Origin of the sequence: Companilactobacillus miaonis (assembly GCF_036913615.1) — a bacterium.
Taxonomy (GTDB): Bacteria; Bacillota; Bacilli; order Lactobacillales; family Lactobacillaceae; genus Companilactobacillus.
The window spans coordinates 39,301-58,131 of record NZ_JAYKTX010000010.1 but is presented as its reverse complement, the minus strand read 5'-3'; the positions used below and the strand labels follow the sequence as shown (position 1 = coordinate 58,131).

The following is an 18,831-nucleotide window of genomic DNA, read 5'->3' as shown; positions in this document are numbered from 1 at the left end:
AATTATTAAAATTGGAGTCACACATGGAAATAACTAAGGCAACATTAAATGATTTACCAGAAATTATTAGAATTGAAAAATTAGGCTTTACACCGGAAGAGGCGGGCACAAAAGCACAATATCAAGATCGAATCGAAAAATTACAAGATACTTTTTTAGTAGCCAAAATTGATGGACAAATTGTCGGATTCATTGTGGGACCGGCGGTCAAGGAAAAGTATGTTGAAGACTGGATGTACGAAAGAACACCTAAAAATTTACCAACAGGTGGCAATCAGATCATCTTCACCATCGCCGTTGATCCAAGCTATCGAGGAAATAGTATAGGAAGTAAATTATTGAAGGCCATCGAAGATAATGCTAAAAAATCACAACGGAAAAGTATCTCGTTAACTAGTTTGGAAAAGAACTTACCATTCTATTTGAAAAATGGCTTTAAGAATTGTGGAGTAGCCGCTTCCGAACATGCTGGTGAGACTTGGTATAATTTAGTTAAGAGATTAGATAATTAATGAATTAGATTTTTATCGTTATTGGGAATTGAAACTATATCCTTATTTTTTAATTAATTGATCTAAAGTATAAAATCTGTTATTTAGTCTGGAGCACAAGTCCTGTGATGACTCAGCCGCCAAATTCTAGTTAGTGCTTTAGCACTAACCAATGTGAAGAAAGAGTTCCGTTTATGCTTTCGGTCGTTTTTTTTTCAGAAATTTGAGTATAATAGTTCCATTTTTATTAAAAGTCGTATAAAGTTAAAACTATAATATATTAGAAAGAAATTAAAATTAAATTAGAGGGGTACTCATGACTGAAATTAAACATTTTTATGAAACATTTCATCCAGAACACTATGATGTCTACATTGATATCAATCGTGGAACAAAGACATTTTCTGGTACAACTAAGATCAACGGGGATGCCGTTGAAAAAACAGTTTTAATCAACCAAAAGTATTTGAACATTAAATCAGTTGAAGCAGATGGAGAAACAGTTCCTTTTAAGGTCGACGACGAAAACGAAGGTATTCAAATCGAACTTGAAAAAACTGGCGAAACAACTCTAACAATCACTTATGATGCTAAGTTGACTGATACTATGATGGGAATTTACCCTTCATATTACGAAGTAAATGGCGAAAAGAAGCAACTTATTGGTACACAATTTGAAACTACTTTTGCCCGTCAAGCTTTCCCATGTGTCGACGAACCAGAAGCTAAGGCTAAATTTGACTTAGCATTGAAATTCGACGAACAACCTGGCGAAACAGTTTTGGCTAACATGCCTGAAATCCGTAACGAAGATGGTGTTCACTACTTCGATACAACCGTTCGTATGTCAACTTACTTAATTGCCTTTGCCTTTGGTGACATGCAATATAAGAAGACTAAGACTAAGAGTGGCGTTGAAGTCGGAGTATTCGCTACTAAAGCCCACAAAGCTAAGGAATTAGACTTCACCCTTGATATTGCTAAACGTGCAATTGAATTTTATGAAGACTTCTACCAAACACCTTATCCACTACCACATTCATGGCAATTAGCACTACCTGACTTCTCAGCCGGTGCCATGGAAAACTGGGGACTAGTAACTTATCGTGAAGCTTACTTGTTAGTTGATCCTGACAATACTTCAATTGATACTAAGATGTTAGTCGCAACTGTTGTTACCCATGAACTTGCTCACCAATGGTTCGGTGACCTTGTAACCATGAAGTGGTGGGACGATTTATGGTTAAACGAAAGTTTTGCCAACATGATGGAATACGTTGCCGTTGACGCTTTGGAACCTGATTGGCACGTTTGGGAAATGTTCCAAACATCCGATGTTCCTGCAGCCTTGCAACGTGATGCTACTGATGGTGTTCAATCAGTTCACGTTGAAGTTCAAGATCCAGCCGAAATTGATTCAATCTTTGATTCAGCCATCGTTTACGCTAAAGGTGCTAGAATGCTAGTTATGGTTCGTGCCTTGCTCGGTGATGACAACTTACGTAAAGGTTTGAAATTGTACTTTGAAGCTCACAAGTACAGCAATGCTAAGGGTAGTGACCTTTGGGATGCTCTTGGTGAAGCTTCAGGTATGGACGTCGGCAAGATCATGAACTCATGGCTCGAACAACCAGGTTATCCAGTCGTTTCAGCTAGTGTCGTTGATGGTAAATTGACTTTGTCACAACAACAATTCTTTATCGGAGAAGGTAAAGAAATTGGACGTCAATGGCAAATTCCTTTGAACAGCAATTACGATGTCGCTCCAACAATCATGGCCGACAAGACTATTGAATTAGGTGATTACGAGAAGTTACGTCAAGAAAATGGCAAACCATTCCGTCTAAATGTTGGTAACAACTCACACTTCATCGTTAAATATGATGAAACACTTCAAAAAGATATCTTCGACAATATCGATACAGTCGACACAATTTCTCAACTCGGCCTCTTGCAAAATCTGCGTTTGTTGTCCGATGCTCGTGAAATCTCTTATGCCGACGTTGTCCCAATGCTAAAAGGATTTGCAGAAAGTACATCATCAACTGTCACATCTGCAATGTACAGCATCGCTAATAATTTGAAGAAATTCGTTAAACCAAATTCAGATGAAGAAAAAGCTTTGCAAGCCTTCTTCAACAAGTTGAGTGAAAAACAAGTTGCTCGTCTAGGTTGGGAACCAAAAGCCAACGAATCAATCGATGATCAATTGACAAGACCTTATGTCTTGAATGCAGCTTTGTATGCTAAAAATTCTGATGCTATCGAACAAGCACATAAACTGTTTGAAGCCAATAAGTCCGATTTAGCAAGCTTACCAGCTGATATTCGTTTATTAGTAGTTAGAAATGAAGTTAAGAACTACGGTAATGAAGAATTAATTAAGAGCTTGTTCAAAGACTACAAAGAAACTTCAGATCCAAGTTACAAAGCTGACTTGTCAGTTGCTATTCCAAGTACACCAGATGCAAAATTGATTCAAGAAATCGTTGATAAGTATGAAGATGCCGATGTCATCAAGCCACAAGACTTACGTGCATGGTATCGTGGAATCTTAAACAATGACAATGGTCAACAGGTTGCTTGGGATTGGTTAAGAAATGATTGGTCATGGCTAGAAGATACAGTCGGTGGAGACATGGAATTTGCAACCTTCATTACTGTGACATCATATGCCTTCCATACACCAGAACGCTTAGCAGAATTCAAAGCCTTCTTCGAACCAAAAATCAACACACCAGGATTAACTCGTGAAATTACTATGGATATGAGTATAATCGAAACAAAAGTTAACCTAGTTGAAGATGAAAAAGATGCAGTTAATGCTGCTGTTAAGGCAGAAGCTTAATAGAGTAGTTCTGTTGGTTTGGTAGTGTTTAATGCCGTCTTCCACAACAACTCTGGGAAATTGCTGGAACGATGTGGGCGGACTTGGAGCCAATTCCAAAATCAGGAATTGTCTTCAAGCTCCACCTTTGTCTAGGTGCTAAAGCACCAAGTCAAATTTCACATCTGAGCATTTCCCAGAGTTGTTGCTCCAGACTAGAATGTGGATCTTTGCGTTAGTTCAGTGAATTCTGAATTTTGGTGTAAATTCTATTCAGAATTAATGGGAGCTTATTTTATAGTCTGAATACGTTATCGTATTTCAATATTTTGTTTGGCTTAGTTTTTTAATAGAAAAAGAATTGAGGATCTTACTAGAGCAGCTGTAAATTGCTGCAATGAGTAAGATCCTCTTTTTTTGTCGTTATTATTTCTATTTTAATGATGGCGGTACAATTCCAGCTATCAAAATGCCAACCTCCAAATCAAAATAGAACTACCATTCTTAAACAAGTGGAAAGCAAATAAATAATAAAAGTGAAATTCAGTCCGGAGCACAATCCCTGTGATGACTCAGCCGCCAAATTTTTGTTGGTGCTTTAGCACCTACAAAAAGGCCTAGTTTTGAGATTTTGCGTACTTTGCAAAAGCTCAAAATAGTGCCGGCAGCGTTCCAGCTCATCACAGGGATTGTGCGGAGGACGGCATACTACGTCCCTAAAGAAAGAACGCCAACTATCCATAATTCAACAAAGCTAATTTGCAAGTTAATCTAGCCTAATAAAAATATTGTACCATTATTAACTGCATGTTATGATATAGATAAGGCGGAATACGCCAAAGAAATGGGGGCTCTTAATGCTAACTGTAAAGAACCTCACTGTCGCTTATGATGACACACCAGTGTTTTCTGATGTTGCCGTTAACTTCAACGCAGGAAAAATTACTGGAATCATCGGACCCAACGGTGCAGGTAAATCGACTTTGATTAAAGCAATGCTGAATCTAATCAAAGCCAAACAAGGCCAGGTACAATACAATGGGAAATCAATGAGATCAGTACAAAAAAGTATTGCTTACGTTGAACAAAGAAAAGACCTGGATCTAACTTTTCCCATTGATGTCTTTGATGTCGTTCTAACAGGGACTTATGGAAAGTTAGGACTATTTAAAAATCCAGGAAAAAATGAAAAATTGGCCAGTAAAAAAGCTTTAGAACAAGTTTCACTGACTGAATTTTCGAAACGCCAGATTGGTAACCTTTCCGGAGGCCAACTGCAACGAGTGTTCGTGGCTCGAGCAATTGTCCAAGAAGCGGAAATTATTATTTTGGATGAGCCATTTGTCGGAATTGATTTGCAAAGTGAAACAGCAATTATGCAAATTTTGAAACAATGGCGTGATGATGGCAAAACGATTATTGTTATTCATCATGATTTGAATAAAGTTACTAAATATTTTGATGATTTAGTTATTTTGAACCATGGAATTGTCGATTATGGACCAGCTAGAGAAGTTTATAATCCGGAAAATATCGAACGAGCTTTTAGTGCAGATCTTTCTTCAGTGCTTTTTGCGGGAAAGGCAGGTGTGCAGTGATGGCATCATTGATAGATTTCTTCCAAGCTTTGGGGAAATATGATTTCTTACAAAGTGCCTTATTGACCGCAATTATGGTCGGAATTATGTCCGGAATCATCGGCAGTTTCATTATTTTGCGCGGAATGTCACTGATGGGGGATGCAATTTCTCACTCAGTTTTGCCCGGAGTGGCAGTCGCTTATATGTTAGGTATTAATATTTTAATAGGTGCTTCGATTTTTGGAGTTTTAGCGGCTTTATTAATAGGTTTTGTTGCTTCGAAAAGTAAGATTAAGACTGATACCTCAATTGGGGTCGTCTTCAGTGCCTTTTATGCCTTAGGATTTATTTTGATTTCGATGGCTGAAAGCTCCACCAACTTGCATCATATCCTGTTTGGAAATATTTTAGCCGTTAGTGATTCCGATATCATGACAACAGCTGTTGTTTTAGGAATTGTAATTTTGTTTGTCGTAATCTTCTATAAAGAGTTACTGGTAACTTCTTTTGATGCCACTTATGCCCAAACTTATGGCTTGAACGTCCAACTGATTCACTATTCACTCATGCTGATTTTGACGTTAGTAACTGTATCCGCTCTACAGACGGTCGGAATCATTTTAGTGGTAGCGATGCTGATCACGCCTGCTGCGACAGCATTTCTGTGGACCGATAAATTAGGAGTCATGCTAATCTTATCCGCAATTATCGGGGTAGTGTCTTCAATCAGTGGACTGTACTTTAGTTACAGCTTGAATTGGGCATCTGGCCCGGCAATCGTTATTATGGCAGCTTTGATGTTTGCTATCTCATTTGTTGTTTCACCAAAACAAAACTTCTTTAAATTAAGGAGTGTGGCTAAATGAAACGAATAATTCCAACAGTTTTAATGGTCATCGCTATGATTTCTGGCGTGTACTTTTTCTTAAATACCCGTCAAAATACAACAAATGTAGAAGCAGAAAATAATAAGTTACACATCGTGACGACTAATTCGATTTTGGAAGACATGGTTAAAAATGTTGGAAAAGACAAGATTGAATTGTACAGTATCGTCAAACGTGGGACTGATCCGCATGAATACGAACCACAGCCGAGTGATGTCTCGGCTGCAAGTGACGCAGATTTAATTTTTCACAATGGGTTGAATCTAGAAACTGGTGGTAATGGTTGGTTCAACAAGTTGGTTGAGACTTCGCATAAGAAATTTGGTCGGGAAGTCTTCTCTGCTAGTGAAAATGTCGACGCTGAACATCTGACGACCAATAAGAATGAAGAGGACCCACATGCTTGGTTGGATTTAAATAACGGGATCAAATATGTCGAATTGATCACCAAGGTCATGAAGCAAAAGGACCCGCAAAATGCTGGATTTTACCAGGATAATGCTGATAAGTACATCGCTAAACTGGAAAAATTGCACAAAACAGCTCAATCTAAATTCCTCGACATTCCTGAAAAGCAGCGCCTGCTCGTCACTTCAGAAGGGGCCTTCAAATACTTCGGCAAGGCTTATCACGTGACACCAGCCTACATTTGGGAAATCAACACCGAATCTCAAGGAACACCCGAACAGATGAAGGCTGTGTTGAGTAAAATCAATCAATCTGAAGTAAAAAGTTTGTTCGTCGAATCATCCGTATCACCCAAATCAATGGAGAAAGTTTCAAAAGAAACAGGCTTAAAGATCCATTCCAAATTATTTACTGACTCCCTAGCCAAAAAAGGCAGTCAAGGTGATACGTATTACACCATGATGAAGTGGAATATTGATCAAATTCATCAAGGTCTAAAATAGAAGAGGGTCCTAGAACCCATTTAAAACAAAAAAACTCGAAAACATTAGCTTATGAGGGCTAGCAGTTTTCGAGTTTTTCTTTGAACAGATGATACTACTACCAAATTTTGCTTAATGCAAGAATTTTGTACGTATCGTCTTTTTAATTATTATCACCAAAAATTTGGATGATACTTAAGAACAAGTTGATGAAGTCCATTACTAAATTAACAGAAGCTAACAAGGCGATGGCTCCTAGGCTTTCTGATCCGGCATTGCTTTGGTAAATACGTTTGATATTTTGTGAATCAAAGGCAATGTAAAACAAGAATAAAATAACGATTGCGGCGCTTACTAACATCATCATTGCTGTGCTCTTAAAGATGAAGATATTAATAGCTTCAATAGCGATGACGGAAAGTAAACCAATCATCAAGGTACGACTCCATTTTGTTAAATCTTTTTTAGTCATAAAACCGACAAATGCGGAGATAACGAAGACGGCTGATGTGATTGTTAGGGTTTGAATGATACTCTTAGCGGAATAGAGGTAGAAAACCGGTACTCCCATGAATGACAATGCGAACAAGAACCCTAGATAACTCACGAAGGTTAAGAAATAAGATCTTGTAGCAAAACGAGCACATAAACTGATGAATCCAATTGGAACAGCGATCATTAAGATCATTGTAATTATTCTGTGATTTGCCATACCTTGGAATAACATGGCTGACATCGCTTGATTGTTAGCGATAGCTTGAGCACAAATCATCCAAAAGGCAATTCCTAAGCCGGTATATAAATAGACTAAGGAAGTGAAACGAGCTAAACCAGTAGCTTTAACTTTATCTATACTTTGCAAACTAATTCCTCCTCATTTACTACTAATATAATTGTACAATAGAATAACATTTCTTAGTCAAATTAGAAACCGGTTAATGCTAAAATTGATTCGTAAAAACAATACGAAGAAGGTTAATAGATGACAATTTCAGTAGATAAAGATAAAAAGCTTTTTACGTTACAGACAAAGAATAGTACTTATCAGATGAAAGTTAGCCGTTTCGGTTATTTGTATCATTTATATTATGGTAAGAAAATCGAAGAACCTGATCTATCGTATTTACTTTATAACGGACCATCGAATTATGCGCCTTACCCGCACGAATCATCTGATAAAATGGGATCTTTAACGTTGACTTCACAAGAGTATCCCAGTGTTGGAACAGGTGATTTGGGCAGTGTTGCTTTAGATTTGGAGAACGCAGATGGAACCCATGTCGTTAATTTAAAGTATAAGAATTATCAAATATTGGATAACAAATACAGCCTTGAACAAATGCCTAGCTTTTATGGTCAAGGAGTACAAACTTTAAGAATCGTTTTGGTAGATGAGGTGTCAGGCATCGAAGTAGAATTGCTTTATGGCGTCTTTGATAAATATGACCTTCTTACTCGAGCTGTTCGAGTAAGTAATTTTGGTAAGCAAGCAGTTAAACTGAATCGAGTTCAATCCTTATCACTCGACTTATTACACGGAAATTTTGATTTGATCCATTTCCACGGTCGTTGGGGAAGTGAACGTAATTTAGAGAAATTGCCAATTTCACACACCACCACGACATTAAGCTCAAATTATGGAGTTTCTAGTGCCAAAGAGAATCCTGGTTTTATAGTCACTACTAAAAACGCTGATGAAATGAGTGGAAGTTGTTACGGATTCAATTTGGTTTATAGTGGAGATTTCAACGCTACAGCAGAACAAGGTACTTTAGGGCAAAACAGAATTACGATGGGATTAGGTGATAATCAATTTTCCTGGAAATTAGAACCTGGTGCCTCATTTGAAAGTCCAGAAGCCGTGATGAGTTTTTCGAGTCATGGATTAACGCAACTATCGCATAATTTCCACGATGCTATTCGTAATAATCTTTGTCGCAGCAAGTATGAAAAAGTTCGTCGACCAGTTTTGATCAATAATTGGGAAGCAACTTATTTCGATTTCACAGGCAAGAAATTATTAGCTATTGCGAAGGCCGCCAAAAAATTAGATGTAGATTTGTTTGTCTTAGATGATGGTTGGTTTGGCAATCGTAGTAATGAGGACCATGCTTTAGGCGATTGGTTCGTTAATGAAAAGAAATTAGGATTATCTTTAAAAGAATTGGTCCAAAAGGTTAATAATTTGGGAATGGATTTTGGCCTCTGGTTTGAACCAGAAATGGTTAGTGAAGATAGTAAGTTGTATCGACATCATCCAGATTGGGTCTTGAACTTTCCTGATAGGAAACCACTATTAGGCAGAAATCAGCTAGTATTAGATTTATCAAAAGAATCAGTTCGCAATTATTTATTTGAGCGGATATCAGATATTCTCGATAGCGCTAACGTTAGCTATATTAAATGGGATATGAACCGTCCAATTACTGATTGGTATTCCAAAGGCCTAAAAGATCAAGGAGAATTGCAGCATCGCTATGTTTTAGGATTGTATGACCTATTAGGACGCTTAACGAGAAAATATCCGGATGTATTATTTGAAGGCTGTGCTTCTGGTGGAGCAAGATTTGATTTAGGGATGCTAGCTTATGAACCACAAATTTGGACTTCAGATAATACGGATCCAATCAATCGTCTAAATATTCAATATGGAACGAGTTTCTTTTATCCGCTATCAGCTATGGGTTCACACGTTTCCGTCAGTCCTAACCACCAAAATGGTCGCATAACACCATTTGCTACTAGAAGTGCCGTGGCAATGGCGGGAACGTTTGGTTATGAATTAGATGTAACCAAAATGAGTGAAGTTGAACAACAACAAGCTAAGGATGCTACTGACTTTTATAAAAAAATTCAAGATATGACGATTAACGGTGATTTGTATCGGTTATTGAGTCCATATGCCGATAATGATTTAGTTGCTTGGCAAGTAGTATCAAAAGATAAATCACAAAGTTTATTGACCATTGTGGCAACAGACGTCGTCGCTAATCCGGCTTTTATTTATTTAAAGTTACGAGGTTTAGCAGAATTTTCAGATTACAAAGTTGATGGTCAAATTTATTCAGGACAGACATTGATGAATGCCGGTTTAAAGTTGGATCCATTAAAGGGCAGTTACAGTTCCAGGCAAATATTAATTGAAAAAGTAAGTTAAATTGTTTTATATGGATTAAGATTGTTTCTGAAGGTTGAGTGGTGGTTAGATGCCGTCTTCCGCAACAGCTCTGGGAAACGCTGGAACGCACTGGGCACAACTTGGAGCCAATTCCAAAAGCGGGAATTGTCTTCAAGATTGGCCTTCCACTAGGCGCTGAAAGCGCCAAGAGGAATTTCAGGGCTGAGCATTTCCCAGAGCTGTTGCTACAGACTGGATTTCAGTTTTTTTTGCAGTATCTCAATAAATTCTGGAATTGGATAGAGTTCTATTCGAATTGAGTATTTAACGTTTTTATGGTCTGGATACGTTATGGCCTTTAATATTTTAATTGATTTAATTTGATGTAAAAAAATAGAAGATCTTACTAGAGTCGCAGGAAAATACTGCAATCTAGTAGGATCTTTTTCTATTTCTATTATTACTTTTATTTTGAAGATTGGGAAAACCAATAACCTATCAAAATCCTAAATCAGAATAGAATTAGTATTTTTAAATGGGTAGAAAGCAAATAATAGATAAACAGTAAGATTCAGTCCATCACAGGTTTTGTGCGGAAAACGGCATACTTCTCGCTAATTTCAAAAAGAACAACCGCTTAACTAGTTATTTCGACCGCTCAAGCAAACTCACTATACACTCATGATTAAAAGTGGTGTAATACTTTTAACGAAAGGGTTGTTGGATGTGAAAATAAGATTAGACATTTCGCCACAATATCACGACAAAGAAATCGTGATCCACGCTAGCCAAAAAGACGACGAGGTAGCCGAGATTTTACATAGTCTACAAGAAATTGAAACTAAATTACACAGTATCAATGGCTATTTGGAAGATACCGTCTATTCTTTGCCGATAGCTGAAATTTTATTTTTCGAAACAAACGACCGAAATGTCTATGCTCACACCAAAGACAATGCCTTTTTGATTCATTCTCGATTGTACGAATTGGAAGAGAATTTGCCGGACAACTTTTTACGAATCTCTAAATCTGCCATTCTAAATGTAGATGAGATTAAGTCCTTGAACCAATCGGTGATGGGAAATCTAATAAAGTTTCGTGATAGCTATAAGCAAATTTACGTCTCCCGCCGCTTTCTAAAAAATCTGAAGATGAAATTGAATCAAAGGAAGGGTTAATTATGAGAAATAGAAATGGAATCTTTTGGGGCATTTTCCTACTGCTGAGCGCGGCCTTGTTGATCGTCAGCCAGTTGCACCTGATCACCTACACGTTCAACTTTTGGACAATTGTCGCCACCTTATTTTTAGTATTTTTCTTAGTCAAAAGCTTGGTCTACTTTTCCATTTCGGGAACAGTCTTCACGCTAGCTTTTTTGGCAATTTTATACGCTAAACCATTGGGAATTGCCGCACTTTCGGCCTGGACGATTTTGGGTGCGGCTTTGTTGATCACCATCGGCTTGTCACTGATTTTGAACCCCTTTTTAGCTAAACACCGTCCCTGGATGCGCATCAAAGGTAAAATGAAGTGGGGTAGACGTCCCTTCATTAGCTATTACGAAGCTGATGACGATGATACGAAAACCGTTGATAGTTCTGATGTTGATGTCTTTGTGAAAATGGGTAATGGCGTCAGATATGTCAGATCCGACGACTTTCAAACGGCCAACATCCAAGCTAATCTTGGTGAAGCAAAAGTTTATTTCGACCACGTAATAGTCAGAGATACAGCAACCATCAAAGTAAACGTCTCATTAGGCAATGTCGAGTTGTTCGTTCCACGCAATTGGAATGTTATCAAAGGAGTTAACAACAATATGGGTAACATCTCCGAAGCTGGTACGCAGAAATTGACAGCTGATAGTCCTAACGTCACGATAACTGGATTAGTTTCAATGGGGAATCTAAAAATTCAATATATTTAAAAATAGAGCTGCCTTTCGGTAGCTCTATTTTTGTAAAACAGCAAAATATTGAAATAGGATAGATAAAAAGTAGTTCTATTTGCTCAAAACGGCAAAATATTGAAATAGGATGAGTAAAAGTGGTTTCTATTTGACCAAAACGACGAAATATTAAAATACAGTCGGATAAAATGGATTATATTTCGCCAAAATAGTAAAATATCGAAATAGGTAAGTGAAAAGAGGAGAAAATTATGACATTAAAACCATTATCTATTTTGAGTTATATGAGTAGTAAAGATAATTCTATTGATGTAAAAGCAGAATATGATAGAAGATTGAATAGTGAATCTAGTTTTAAAACTAGTCTTTTTCCTGTTTTGACTGATAAAAATGGTCATCAAAGTGATGTGCTGCCAATATTTTTTATTGAAGATAGGAACTTAGTTATCTCCAGTAATAAAATTCAAAATAATTCACGTAAAATTATTCAATTGAGTCATGAGCTGCCAGGAATAGCCCAAAATAGTTACATTCAATCGCTTTTAACCGATGAAATTCAATTTAGTAATGAAATTGAAGGTGTAAAAACTGATCGTAAAGAGATTGGAACAATCGTCGATGATTTACAGAATAACAATACTCCTTCACAACGTCGCTTAGTTTCGACAGTAAAAAAATATTTGGACATTTTAAACGAACCGGTCATAAGAATAAATAATTTCGAAGATTTACGAAATTTGTACGATAATTTGACTGCTGGTGAAATACCAGCTGAAAAATTACCAGATGGAGAATTTTTCCGTGATAGTTCAGTAAGAATTGGTAATTCAACTCAAACAGTTCATAGACCACCAGTTGATGAAAAAAAGATTAAGGAAAAGTTGTATTCGTTAATTGATTTCATGAATAATGACGATATTCCGCCAATTGAAAAATCCTTGGTAACTCATTTTATGTTTGAAAATACCCATCCATTCAATGATGGCAATGGACGTATGGGAAGATACTTGTTGTCACAATATTTGAGTAAAAAAATTGATTCATTTACAGCACTATCAATTTCTAGCTCGATTCATGAAAATCAAAATAAATATTATAAAATGTTTAAAAATGCAGACAAATTTGAAAATTACGCTGAATTAACATTTTTCATTGGTCAAATGATGAATCTAATCATTGAGGGACAAGAATCTGTATTGGAAAATATGAGTAGGTTATTGAGTACCTTAAATCAAGCTAGAGATAGATTGAAACAAGATCTTGATTTTGCTGATGAGGAGAATATTGAATTTGAAGTCTTAATGATTTTTGTTCAATCAAGGCTGTTTAGTGTCGATTCGTCGCTGGGTATTAAAGATACTGATCTAATAAATCTTTTATATAATCAAAACACTAAAAAATATAAGAAAATAAAAATTAAAGGCATAATTGAAAAGTATGAAAAACTAGGCATACTTGAAAAAATAAATGGAAAACCACTACAACATGAAATAAGAATACAATTGTAGAAAAGTACCAACAAAGAGGAGGGATACGATGGGAGAAATGCACAACTTGCGCTGCAGTAAATGTGGCTATGGAATTGAGGCCAACACAGGAATTGGGATGCTTTATTCTGAGGAAAACGTTGTAAAAAATTTTTTAGCGGATTTAATTGAAGATTCAAAAATCACCAATCAAGCAAAAGTCTTGTTGAAAGAAGGGAACCGGCTAAACGAAAATTACGGTCACGCAATCTATGCCTGCCCAAATGATTTTTATTTGTTTAACAAATTCTATTTCCAACTAGATCCAACTGAATTTGTTCCCCAGTATCCTTGTCCGTATTGTCAAACAACTTTGGAGCGTGTGACCTTTGCCAAAGGAAGCCTTGGGACAACTAAATTAAAATTCATCAAAGAGCCAAAAAAACTTTGGCATTGTCCTAAGTGCGGCAATGAAGAATTAAACGAAATATCCTATGGAAACTGGGATTAGAGGAGAAATCATGGAAAACTTTACTGTCTACAATGAAACAGTTGACGAACTGCCAATTATCATCGATCTGCCACACAGTGGCACTTTTATTCCGGAAACCATCAAATCAAAAATGGTACCGGGACGAATTCTACCTAACGTCGATTGGTTTTTGCCTGAACTTTATGATTTTCTACCACAAAACGGCTTCACTACACTCCAAAATAACCTTCACCGTTACATCGCTGATCCTAACCGGGATTTGTCGATGACCGACATAAATGGCGATTATCGTTACGAGATAGTTTACAGCCAGACAACCTTTGGCAAATCAATTTATCAAAACAAGTTAACAGAAGAAGAAATTGAGCAACGAATCACCCAATTTTATCGACCATATCATGCTAAATTACAGGAATTGATTGACCACAAATTAGAGAAATTCGACAAAATTTACCTCTTCGATCTCCACAGTTTTGCCGAATATCCTCACGAAGATGTCAAAACCCAAGACGTCGTTTTAGGCAATCGCTTTGACACAACTTCAAGTGCCACTTTCAGAAAATTTTTAACAGAACAATTAAATCAAAAAGGCTACACCGTCTCTAATAATCATCCCTTCTCAGGTGGCTACATCACACCGCATTACGGAGCCGATAAAAGAGTGGAGTCGATGCAAATCGAATTAGCTTATCATATGTATATCGAGAATCGCTATTTTGGTGAAGAAGAACTCACCGGTGTTGATGTCGGAACCTTTACGACTGCAAAAAATAGTTTACAAAGTATTTTCATGGAAATTTTAAATTATGTTTTGACCAAATAAGAGGTTGGGATATAACATAACTTTCTCCGCTTTGTTTTTGTCTCGAAGCACATGTGTATTCACCGAGTCTTAATTTAATAAGATTTTGAAATGGAAGATGGGCTTATGGAAAAATATGTAAAAGCTCGAAAGCAAGGAAACTCCATCGTTGTTACAATTCCGAGTAACCTAGCTGTAGCACCCGGAACTCAGTATAAAGTTGAAAAAAAAGATAATGGGGAATTAATTCTTAAACCCTCAAAAAAAATGGCAACTAGTTTAGACGACCTATTTGAAGATTGGCATGGAAGTTATCAGCGTGCGGATGATCTGAATGATTGGGAAAATACAAAACCAGTAGGGGAAGAATTATGGTAAATATGCCTAAAAGTGGAGAAATTATTTACATTGATTTCGATCCATCTGCTGGAGCCGAAATACAAAAAAAGGAAGCCTGCTGTAGTTGTTAGCAATAATCAGCTGATGGCTACTTTCCCATTAGGGGTTGTCTCTATATCACATGGTAAGTTCAATGGAGTGGGAATGGTTTAAATATTAAAAATCCCCTTCGCATTATAAAAGGCTACCAACCGATTATAATGCGAAGGGGATTTTTTTATGTCTAAATCAAATGGCGTAGGAATAAAAAGCGGTTATGTTCCAAGCTCTTTACTTTCGAGGGCTTATGTTACAGCCCCTTATTTTTATAGCAAGTGAATATTATTTTCTTCACATTTATCGCGCAAATCTTGTGGCCAAACGGCAGCTTGGACTTCACCAACGTGAGCCTTGCCGAGTAGCAACATGCACAAACGAGATTGACCGATACCACCACCGATAGTGTATGGTAACTCACCATTTAGCAACATTTTGTGGAATGGTAAGTTGGCTCGATCTTCGGCGTGGGCAATTTTTAATTGTTCTCTCATTGATTCCTCACTAACACGGATTCCCATACTTGAGATTTCTAAGGCGTGTTGTAGAGGTTCATACCAGAATAAAATATCACCGTTTAATTTCCAGTCGTCATAGTCAGGGGCACGACCGTCGTGGCGTTTGCCGCTCTTCATAGGACCTCCGATTTGCATCAAGAAGACACAGCCGAGTTCTTTACAAATGGCGTCTTCACGCTCTTTTGGAGTCTTATCTGGCCAGCGGTCTTCGAGTTCTTGGGTCGTCACGAAGTGAATCTCATCAGGTAGGTGATGAACGGATTGGGGAAATTTATAACAAACTTCGTGTTCCATGTGTTTGATAACTTTAAAAATTAATTTAACTGTCGATTCCAAAGTGTGAATGTTTCTTTCATCCTTGGCAATAATTTTTTCCCAATCCCATTGGTCGACGTAAATTGAATGAATGTTGTCGAGGTCTTCGTCTTTTCGAATGGCATTCATGTTGGTGTAAATTCCTTCGTGCATGCCGAATTTATAGCGTTTCAAAGCGAGTCGCTTCCACTTAGCAAGGGAGTGGACAATTTCAATGGTCTCGCCAGGTAAGCCTTTCATAGTAAAGGAAACGGGGGATTCAACGCCGTTTAGATTATCATTTAGACCCATTCCTTTTTCGACCATCATTGGTGCTGACAGACGGGACAAATTCAATTCTTTACCGAATTCATCTTGAAAAGTTTCACGAATATATTGAATTGCTTTTTGTGTTTCTTTAACAGATAGTTTTGGATCGTAATCCTTAGGTATGATCAAGTTCATGTTAATTCCCCCATGTTTTTAAATTTGAATGCAAAATAAAAAAAGCCTTTCATCGCAGTTATTAAATTAATAATAACTGGGACGAAAGACTTCGCGGTACCACCCAAGTTGCCTAAAATTAGACCACCTCAATAAGAACACTAACATGCTCCACCGTTGGTAACGTACCGGTTAACGTCTGCACTTACTTTAAGAAATTTCAGCCAGAAACATAAGAAAGTGTTATTCAGAAAATTCATTGACCTACTAGGTTCTCACCAATCCCAGTTCACTGTCGGTATGAAAAATCTTACTCTTCTTTCTTGTCGTTTTTATCTTGTGACACTTATATTAGCATTAAATTTGAAAATGTAAAACAAAAATTTGGTTTTAGAATAAAAATTAAACAGTTTTTAATTTGAAAATAGCCATCACACTTTCTGAAATTGTATTGTTTAAGAACATCAATTCTTTTCTGAATAGAATTTGGCGTTTTTCGATAGATTAAACAAAAATTGGTAGCATTTTCCCGTACCAAAAAAATATTTTTTATAAATTTTTCCGAATCATGGTTTATAACTTTGCTTACACAATCCGTATCTTTTCCTCAAGTGGTATTATCAAAAACCGCTGTAACCACTGGTATGACTGGTATTGACAGTTTCTTAGTTAACCATTATTTTGAGATTGCAATGATAAATCACCAATGGAGGAATTTTTAATGACAACATCAAATAAATATAAGGCGCTTGAAAGAATGTCAAACGATGAGGGGATAATCGCTGCTTTAGCTATTGATCAACGCGGTTCTTTGAAGAAAATGTTAGCCGCTGGATCAGATCATGCTAGTGATAATGACATTGTTGAATTCAAGAAGGCAATTTCAGAAGAATTAACACCATACGCATCATCAATTCTATTAGATCCTGAATACGGACTTCCAGCTGCAAAAGTTAGAAATGAGAATACCGGACTACTCGTAGCTTATGAAAAAACTGGCTATGACGTTACTGAACCAGGACGTTTACCTGACTTGATTTCTAATTGTTCAGTTCGTCGCATAAAAGAAGAAGGAGCCGATTCAATCAAGTTCTTGTTGTACATAGATCCGGATGAAGCTAGCGAAATCAATGAACAAAAATATGCTTTTGTTGAAAGAATCGGTGATGAATGCGTTGCCCAAGATATTCCGCTATTTTTAGAAATTTTAACATACGATGCTGGAATCGATGATGCTAAAGGTGCTGAATACGCTAAATTAAAACCACAAAAAGTAATTGCCGCAATGAAAGAATTTTCAAAACCTCAATACCATGTTGACGTTTTAAAAGTTGAAGTGCCATTTAATATTGCCTTTGTTGAAGGGTTCAATGGGGATAATCCAATCGTTTATACTAAGGCACAAGCAATTCAATATTTGAAAGATCAAAGCGATGCGACAGATTTACCATATATCTTCTTAAGTGCCGGAGTTTCTGCCAAAGCCTTTCGTGATGAATTGTATATGGCTAAAGAAGCTGATGCTAAGTTCAATGGTGTGCTTTGTGGACGTGCTACTTGGAAGGGTTCAATTGTTCCATTTGCTAAAGAGGGTGAAAAGGCTGGACGTGAATGGATGAGAACTGAAGGTAAGGAAAATATTGAAGCCTTGAATGAAGTGCTAAATAAAACTGCCACATCTTGGAAAGAAAAAGTTACTAAACAATAATTTAAAAAGGGGCCAATAAACAGTTGCTCCTATATATTTTTCCTTGATCAAGTAAATCTTTAGTAAATAGCTGGCTTTGTTATAAATATTTTAATACAAAAAAGTACCACTTTCGTTTTATTACAAATTTCATATGATACCACTGGTTTTGCCGATGTACCACCTTAGAATTGGTATATACAGACTGTTGTGTAGATCTATGTAAGCGTATACAATGGACTTGTGGTTGATACCAGAGAGGGGGGATTAAATGAAGATGACGTTACAGGATCAGTTAATAAATTTACTAACCAATTACGTGCAGAATTTACCAGCTAATACTAAAATTCCATCAGAACGAGCTTTGGCAATGAAGTATGAATTGTCTCGGACAACTGTTAGATCTGCCTTAATGGAAATGGAAATTACGGGGTTAATTAGACGAGTACATGGCAAGGGGACTTTCGTCAACAAAGTGGATTTAAAGAGTGATTTGAATCAGAGTTACAGCTTCAGTGAACAAATGATCTCTCTAGGTAAAGAACCCAAGACACAAATAATCAGTTTTGAAAGAAGGGAGGCCAATTCATTTTTTGCTAGGAATTTACAAGTTGAACTCGGAAGTCAAATTATCAAATTAAAACGACTTAGAATAGCTGATGAAATTCCGATGATGTTGGAGAGGACGTATTTGCCAGTAGAACACTTCAGTCTGATGACCAAATCAATGTTAGTCGAGCATTCGTTGTATGAGGTCTTTGAACAAAATTTCAATGAAAGAATAAACTATGCAGATGAGTATTTCTTAGCTGGCATTACCAGTGGAGAAGATAGTAAATATCTCAATCTTAAAGAGGGATCACCTTGTTTGAATTTAAGAAGGCAAACCTTTAATCAGAACAATCAGATTATTGAATTTACACTTAGTGTTGCTCGTAGTGATCAATTTGCATATCATATCCGCCACAATGTAAGTAATTAATTATGAA

General features: G+C 36.8%; 16 protein-coding genes, 1 pseudogene and 1 other annotated feature. Of the genes and pseudogenes, 15 read left to right on the top strand and 2 right to left on the bottom strand.

Going from position 1 to position 18,831, the window contains the following annotated elements; translation table 11 throughout:
• Positions 1 to 23: 23 nt before the first annotated feature.
• The 5 genes from U8521_RS09525 (at position 24) to U8521_RS09505 (ending at position 6,696) form a co-directional block, all read left to right on the top strand.
• Entirely contained in the window at positions 24 to 512 is a 489-nt protein-coding gene (locus U8521_RS09525; RefSeq protein WP_334333645.1) for a GNAT family N-acetyltransferase, read from the top strand.
• Between the two features lie 295 nt (positions 513 to 807).
• Complete coding sequence (locus U8521_RS09520; protein ID WP_334333644.1) at positions 808 to 3,339, top strand: M1 family metallopeptidase; 2,532 nt, start codon at positions 808 to 810, stop codon at positions 3,337 to 3,339.
• Between the two features lie 836 nt (positions 3,340 to 4,175).
• Positions 4,176 to 4,916 (top strand): metal ABC transporter ATP-binding protein, encoded by a 741-nt coding sequence (locus tag U8521_RS09515; RefSeq protein ID WP_334333643.1) that lies wholly within the window; start codon positions 4,176 to 4,178, stop codon positions 4,914 to 4,916.
• Complete coding sequence (locus tag U8521_RS09510) at positions 4,916 to 5,764, top strand: metal ABC transporter permease (protein ID WP_334333642.1); 849 nt, start codon at positions 4,916 to 4,918, stop codon at positions 5,762 to 5,764. Before U8521_RS09515 ends, U8521_RS09510 begins: the two co-directional genes overlap by 1 nt.
• Entirely contained in the window at positions 5,761 to 6,696 is a 936-nt protein-coding gene (locus U8521_RS09505; protein ID WP_334352558.1) for a metal ABC transporter solute-binding protein, Zn/Mn family, read from the top strand. Before U8521_RS09510 ends, U8521_RS09505 begins: the two co-directional genes overlap by 4 nt.
• A 142-nt stretch (positions 6,697 to 6,838) precedes the next feature.
• On the opposite strand, the gene U8521_RS09500 is transcribed toward U8521_RS09505, so the two are convergent.
• The gene (locus U8521_RS09500; protein ID WP_334333638.1) at positions 6,839 to 7,537 is read right to left on the bottom strand and encodes a Bax inhibitor-1/YccA family protein; all 699 of its coding nucleotides are present in this window, start codon (positions 7,535 to 7,537) and stop codon (positions 6,839 to 6,841) included.
• A gap of 120 nt (positions 7,538 to 7,657) precedes the next feature.
• Here U8521_RS09500 and U8521_RS09495 point away from each other — a divergent pair, with 120 nt between their 5' ends.
• The 8 genes and pseudogenes from U8521_RS09495 to U8521_RS12770 form a co-directional block, all read left to right on the top strand.
• Complete coding sequence (locus U8521_RS09495; protein ID WP_334352557.1) at positions 7,658 to 9,832, top strand: alpha-galactosidase; 2,175 nt, start codon at positions 7,658 to 7,660, stop codon at positions 9,830 to 9,832.
• Positions 9,833 to 10,519: 687 nt separating this feature from the next.
• Positions 10,520 to 10,972 (top strand): LytTR family DNA-binding domain-containing protein, encoded by a 453-nt coding sequence (locus tag U8521_RS09490; protein ID WP_334352556.1) that lies wholly within the window; start codon positions 10,520 to 10,522, stop codon positions 10,970 to 10,972.
• A 2-nt stretch (positions 10,973 to 10,974) separates the two neighbouring features.
• On the top strand, positions 10,975 to 11,721 hold the full coding sequence (locus U8521_RS09485; RefSeq protein ID WP_334352555.1) for a LiaF transmembrane domain-containing protein: 747 nt from the start codon (positions 10,975 to 10,977) through the stop codon (positions 11,719 to 11,721).
• Between the two features lie 233 nt (positions 11,722 to 11,954).
• Positions 11,955 to 13,211 (top strand): Fic family protein, encoded by a 1,257-nt coding sequence (locus U8521_RS09480; protein ID WP_334352554.1) that lies wholly within the window; start codon positions 11,955 to 11,957, stop codon positions 13,209 to 13,211.
• 28 nt (positions 13,212 to 13,239) lie between these two features.
• Positions 13,240 to 13,680 (top strand): hypothetical protein, encoded by a 441-nt coding sequence (locus tag U8521_RS09475; protein WP_334352553.1) that lies wholly within the window; start codon positions 13,240 to 13,242, stop codon positions 13,678 to 13,680.
• Between the two features lie 10 nt (positions 13,681 to 13,690).
• Positions 13,691 to 14,485 (top strand): N-formylglutamate amidohydrolase, encoded by a 795-nt coding sequence (locus tag U8521_RS09470; protein ID WP_334352552.1) that lies wholly within the window; start codon positions 13,691 to 13,693, stop codon positions 14,483 to 14,485.
• Between the two features lie 105 nt (positions 14,486 to 14,590).
• Positions 14,591 to 14,842 (top strand): type II toxin-antitoxin system PemI/MazE family antitoxin, encoded by a 252-nt coding sequence (mazE, locus tag U8521_RS09465; RefSeq protein ID WP_334352551.1) that lies wholly within the window; start codon positions 14,591 to 14,593, stop codon positions 14,840 to 14,842.
• Positions 14,836 to 15,001 (top strand): annotated as a pseudogene (locus U8521_RS12770) (type II toxin-antitoxin system PemK/MazF family toxin); the annotation flags it as partial. The gene mazE and the pseudogene U8521_RS12770, both read left to right, overlap by 7 nt.
• Before the next feature lie 167 nt (positions 15,002 to 15,168).
• On the opposite strand, the gene asnA reads toward U8521_RS12770, so the two are convergent.
• The gene (gene asnA, locus U8521_RS09455) at positions 15,169 to 16,176 is read right to left on the bottom strand and encodes an aspartate--ammonia ligase (protein WP_334352550.1); all 1,008 of its coding nucleotides are present in this window, start codon (positions 16,174 to 16,176) and stop codon (positions 15,169 to 15,171) included.
• 74 nt (positions 16,177 to 16,250) lie between these two features.
• Positions 16,251 to 16,491: a binding site (T-box leader), on the bottom strand.
• Between the two features lie 385 nt (positions 16,492 to 16,876).
• On the opposite strand from asnA, the gene lacD reads away from it, so the two are divergent.
• Positions 16,877 to 17,863 (top strand): tagatose-bisphosphate aldolase, encoded by a 987-nt coding sequence (gene lacD / locus U8521_RS09450; RefSeq protein ID WP_334352549.1) that lies wholly within the window; start codon positions 16,877 to 16,879, stop codon positions 17,861 to 17,863.
• Between the two features lie 250 nt (positions 17,864 to 18,113).
• Positions 18,114 to 18,824: a GntR family transcriptional regulator gene (locus tag U8521_RS09445; RefSeq protein WP_334352548.1), complete on the top strand. Its 711-nt coding sequence runs from the start codon at positions 18,114 to 18,116 to the stop codon at positions 18,822 to 18,824.
• Positions 18,825 to 18,831 lie beyond the last annotated feature (7 nt).

What these genes read in the sequence shown, in the direction of transcription:
- U8521_RS09525 (WP_334333645.1), top strand. Translation starts at nt 24, where the DNA reads ATGGAAATAACTAAGGCAACATTAAATGATTTACCAGAAATTATTAGA.
- U8521_RS09520 (WP_334333644.1), top strand. Translation starts at nt 808, where the DNA reads ATGACTGAAATTAAACATTTTTATGAAACATTTCATCCAGAACACTAT.
- U8521_RS09515 (WP_334333643.1), top strand. Translation starts at nt 4,176, where the DNA reads ATGCTAACTGTAAAGAACCTCACTGTCGCTTATGATGACACACCAGTG.
- U8521_RS09510 (WP_334333642.1), top strand. Translation starts at nt 4,916, where the DNA reads ATGGCATCATTGATAGATTTCTTCCAAGCTTTGGGGAAATATGATTTC.
- U8521_RS09505 (WP_334352558.1), top strand. Translation starts at nt 5,761, where the DNA reads ATGAAACGAATAATTCCAACAGTTTTAATGGTCATCGCTATGATTTCT.
- U8521_RS09495 (WP_334352557.1), top strand. Translation starts at nt 7,658, where the DNA reads ATGACAATTTCAGTAGATAAAGATAAAAAGCTTTTTACGTTACAGACA.
- U8521_RS09485 (WP_334352555.1), top strand. Translation starts at nt 10,975, where the DNA reads ATGAGAAATAGAAATGGAATCTTTTGGGGCATTTTCCTACTGCTGAGC.
- U8521_RS09480 (WP_334352554.1), top strand. Translation starts at nt 11,955, where the DNA reads ATGACATTAAAACCATTATCTATTTTGAGTTATATGAGTAGTAAAGAT.
- U8521_RS09475 (WP_334352553.1), top strand. Translation starts at nt 13,240, where the DNA reads ATGGGAGAAATGCACAACTTGCGCTGCAGTAAATGTGGCTATGGAATT.
- U8521_RS09470 (WP_334352552.1), top strand. Translation starts at nt 13,691, where the DNA reads ATGGAAAACTTTACTGTCTACAATGAAACAGTTGACGAACTGCCAATT.
- mazE (WP_334352551.1), top strand. Translation starts at nt 14,591, where the DNA reads ATGGAAAAATATGTAAAAGCTCGAAAGCAAGGAAACTCCATCGTTGTT.
- asnA (WP_334352550.1), bottom strand. Translation starts at nt 16,176, where the DNA reads ATGAACTTGATCATACCTAAGGATTACGATCCAAAACTATCTGTTAAA.
- lacD (WP_334352549.1), top strand. Translation starts at nt 16,877, where the DNA reads ATGACAACATCAAATAAATATAAGGCGCTTGAAAGAATGTCAAACGAT.
- U8521_RS09445 (WP_334352548.1), top strand. Translation starts at nt 18,114, where the DNA reads ATGAAGATGACGTTACAGGATCAGTTAATAAATTTACTAACCAATTAC.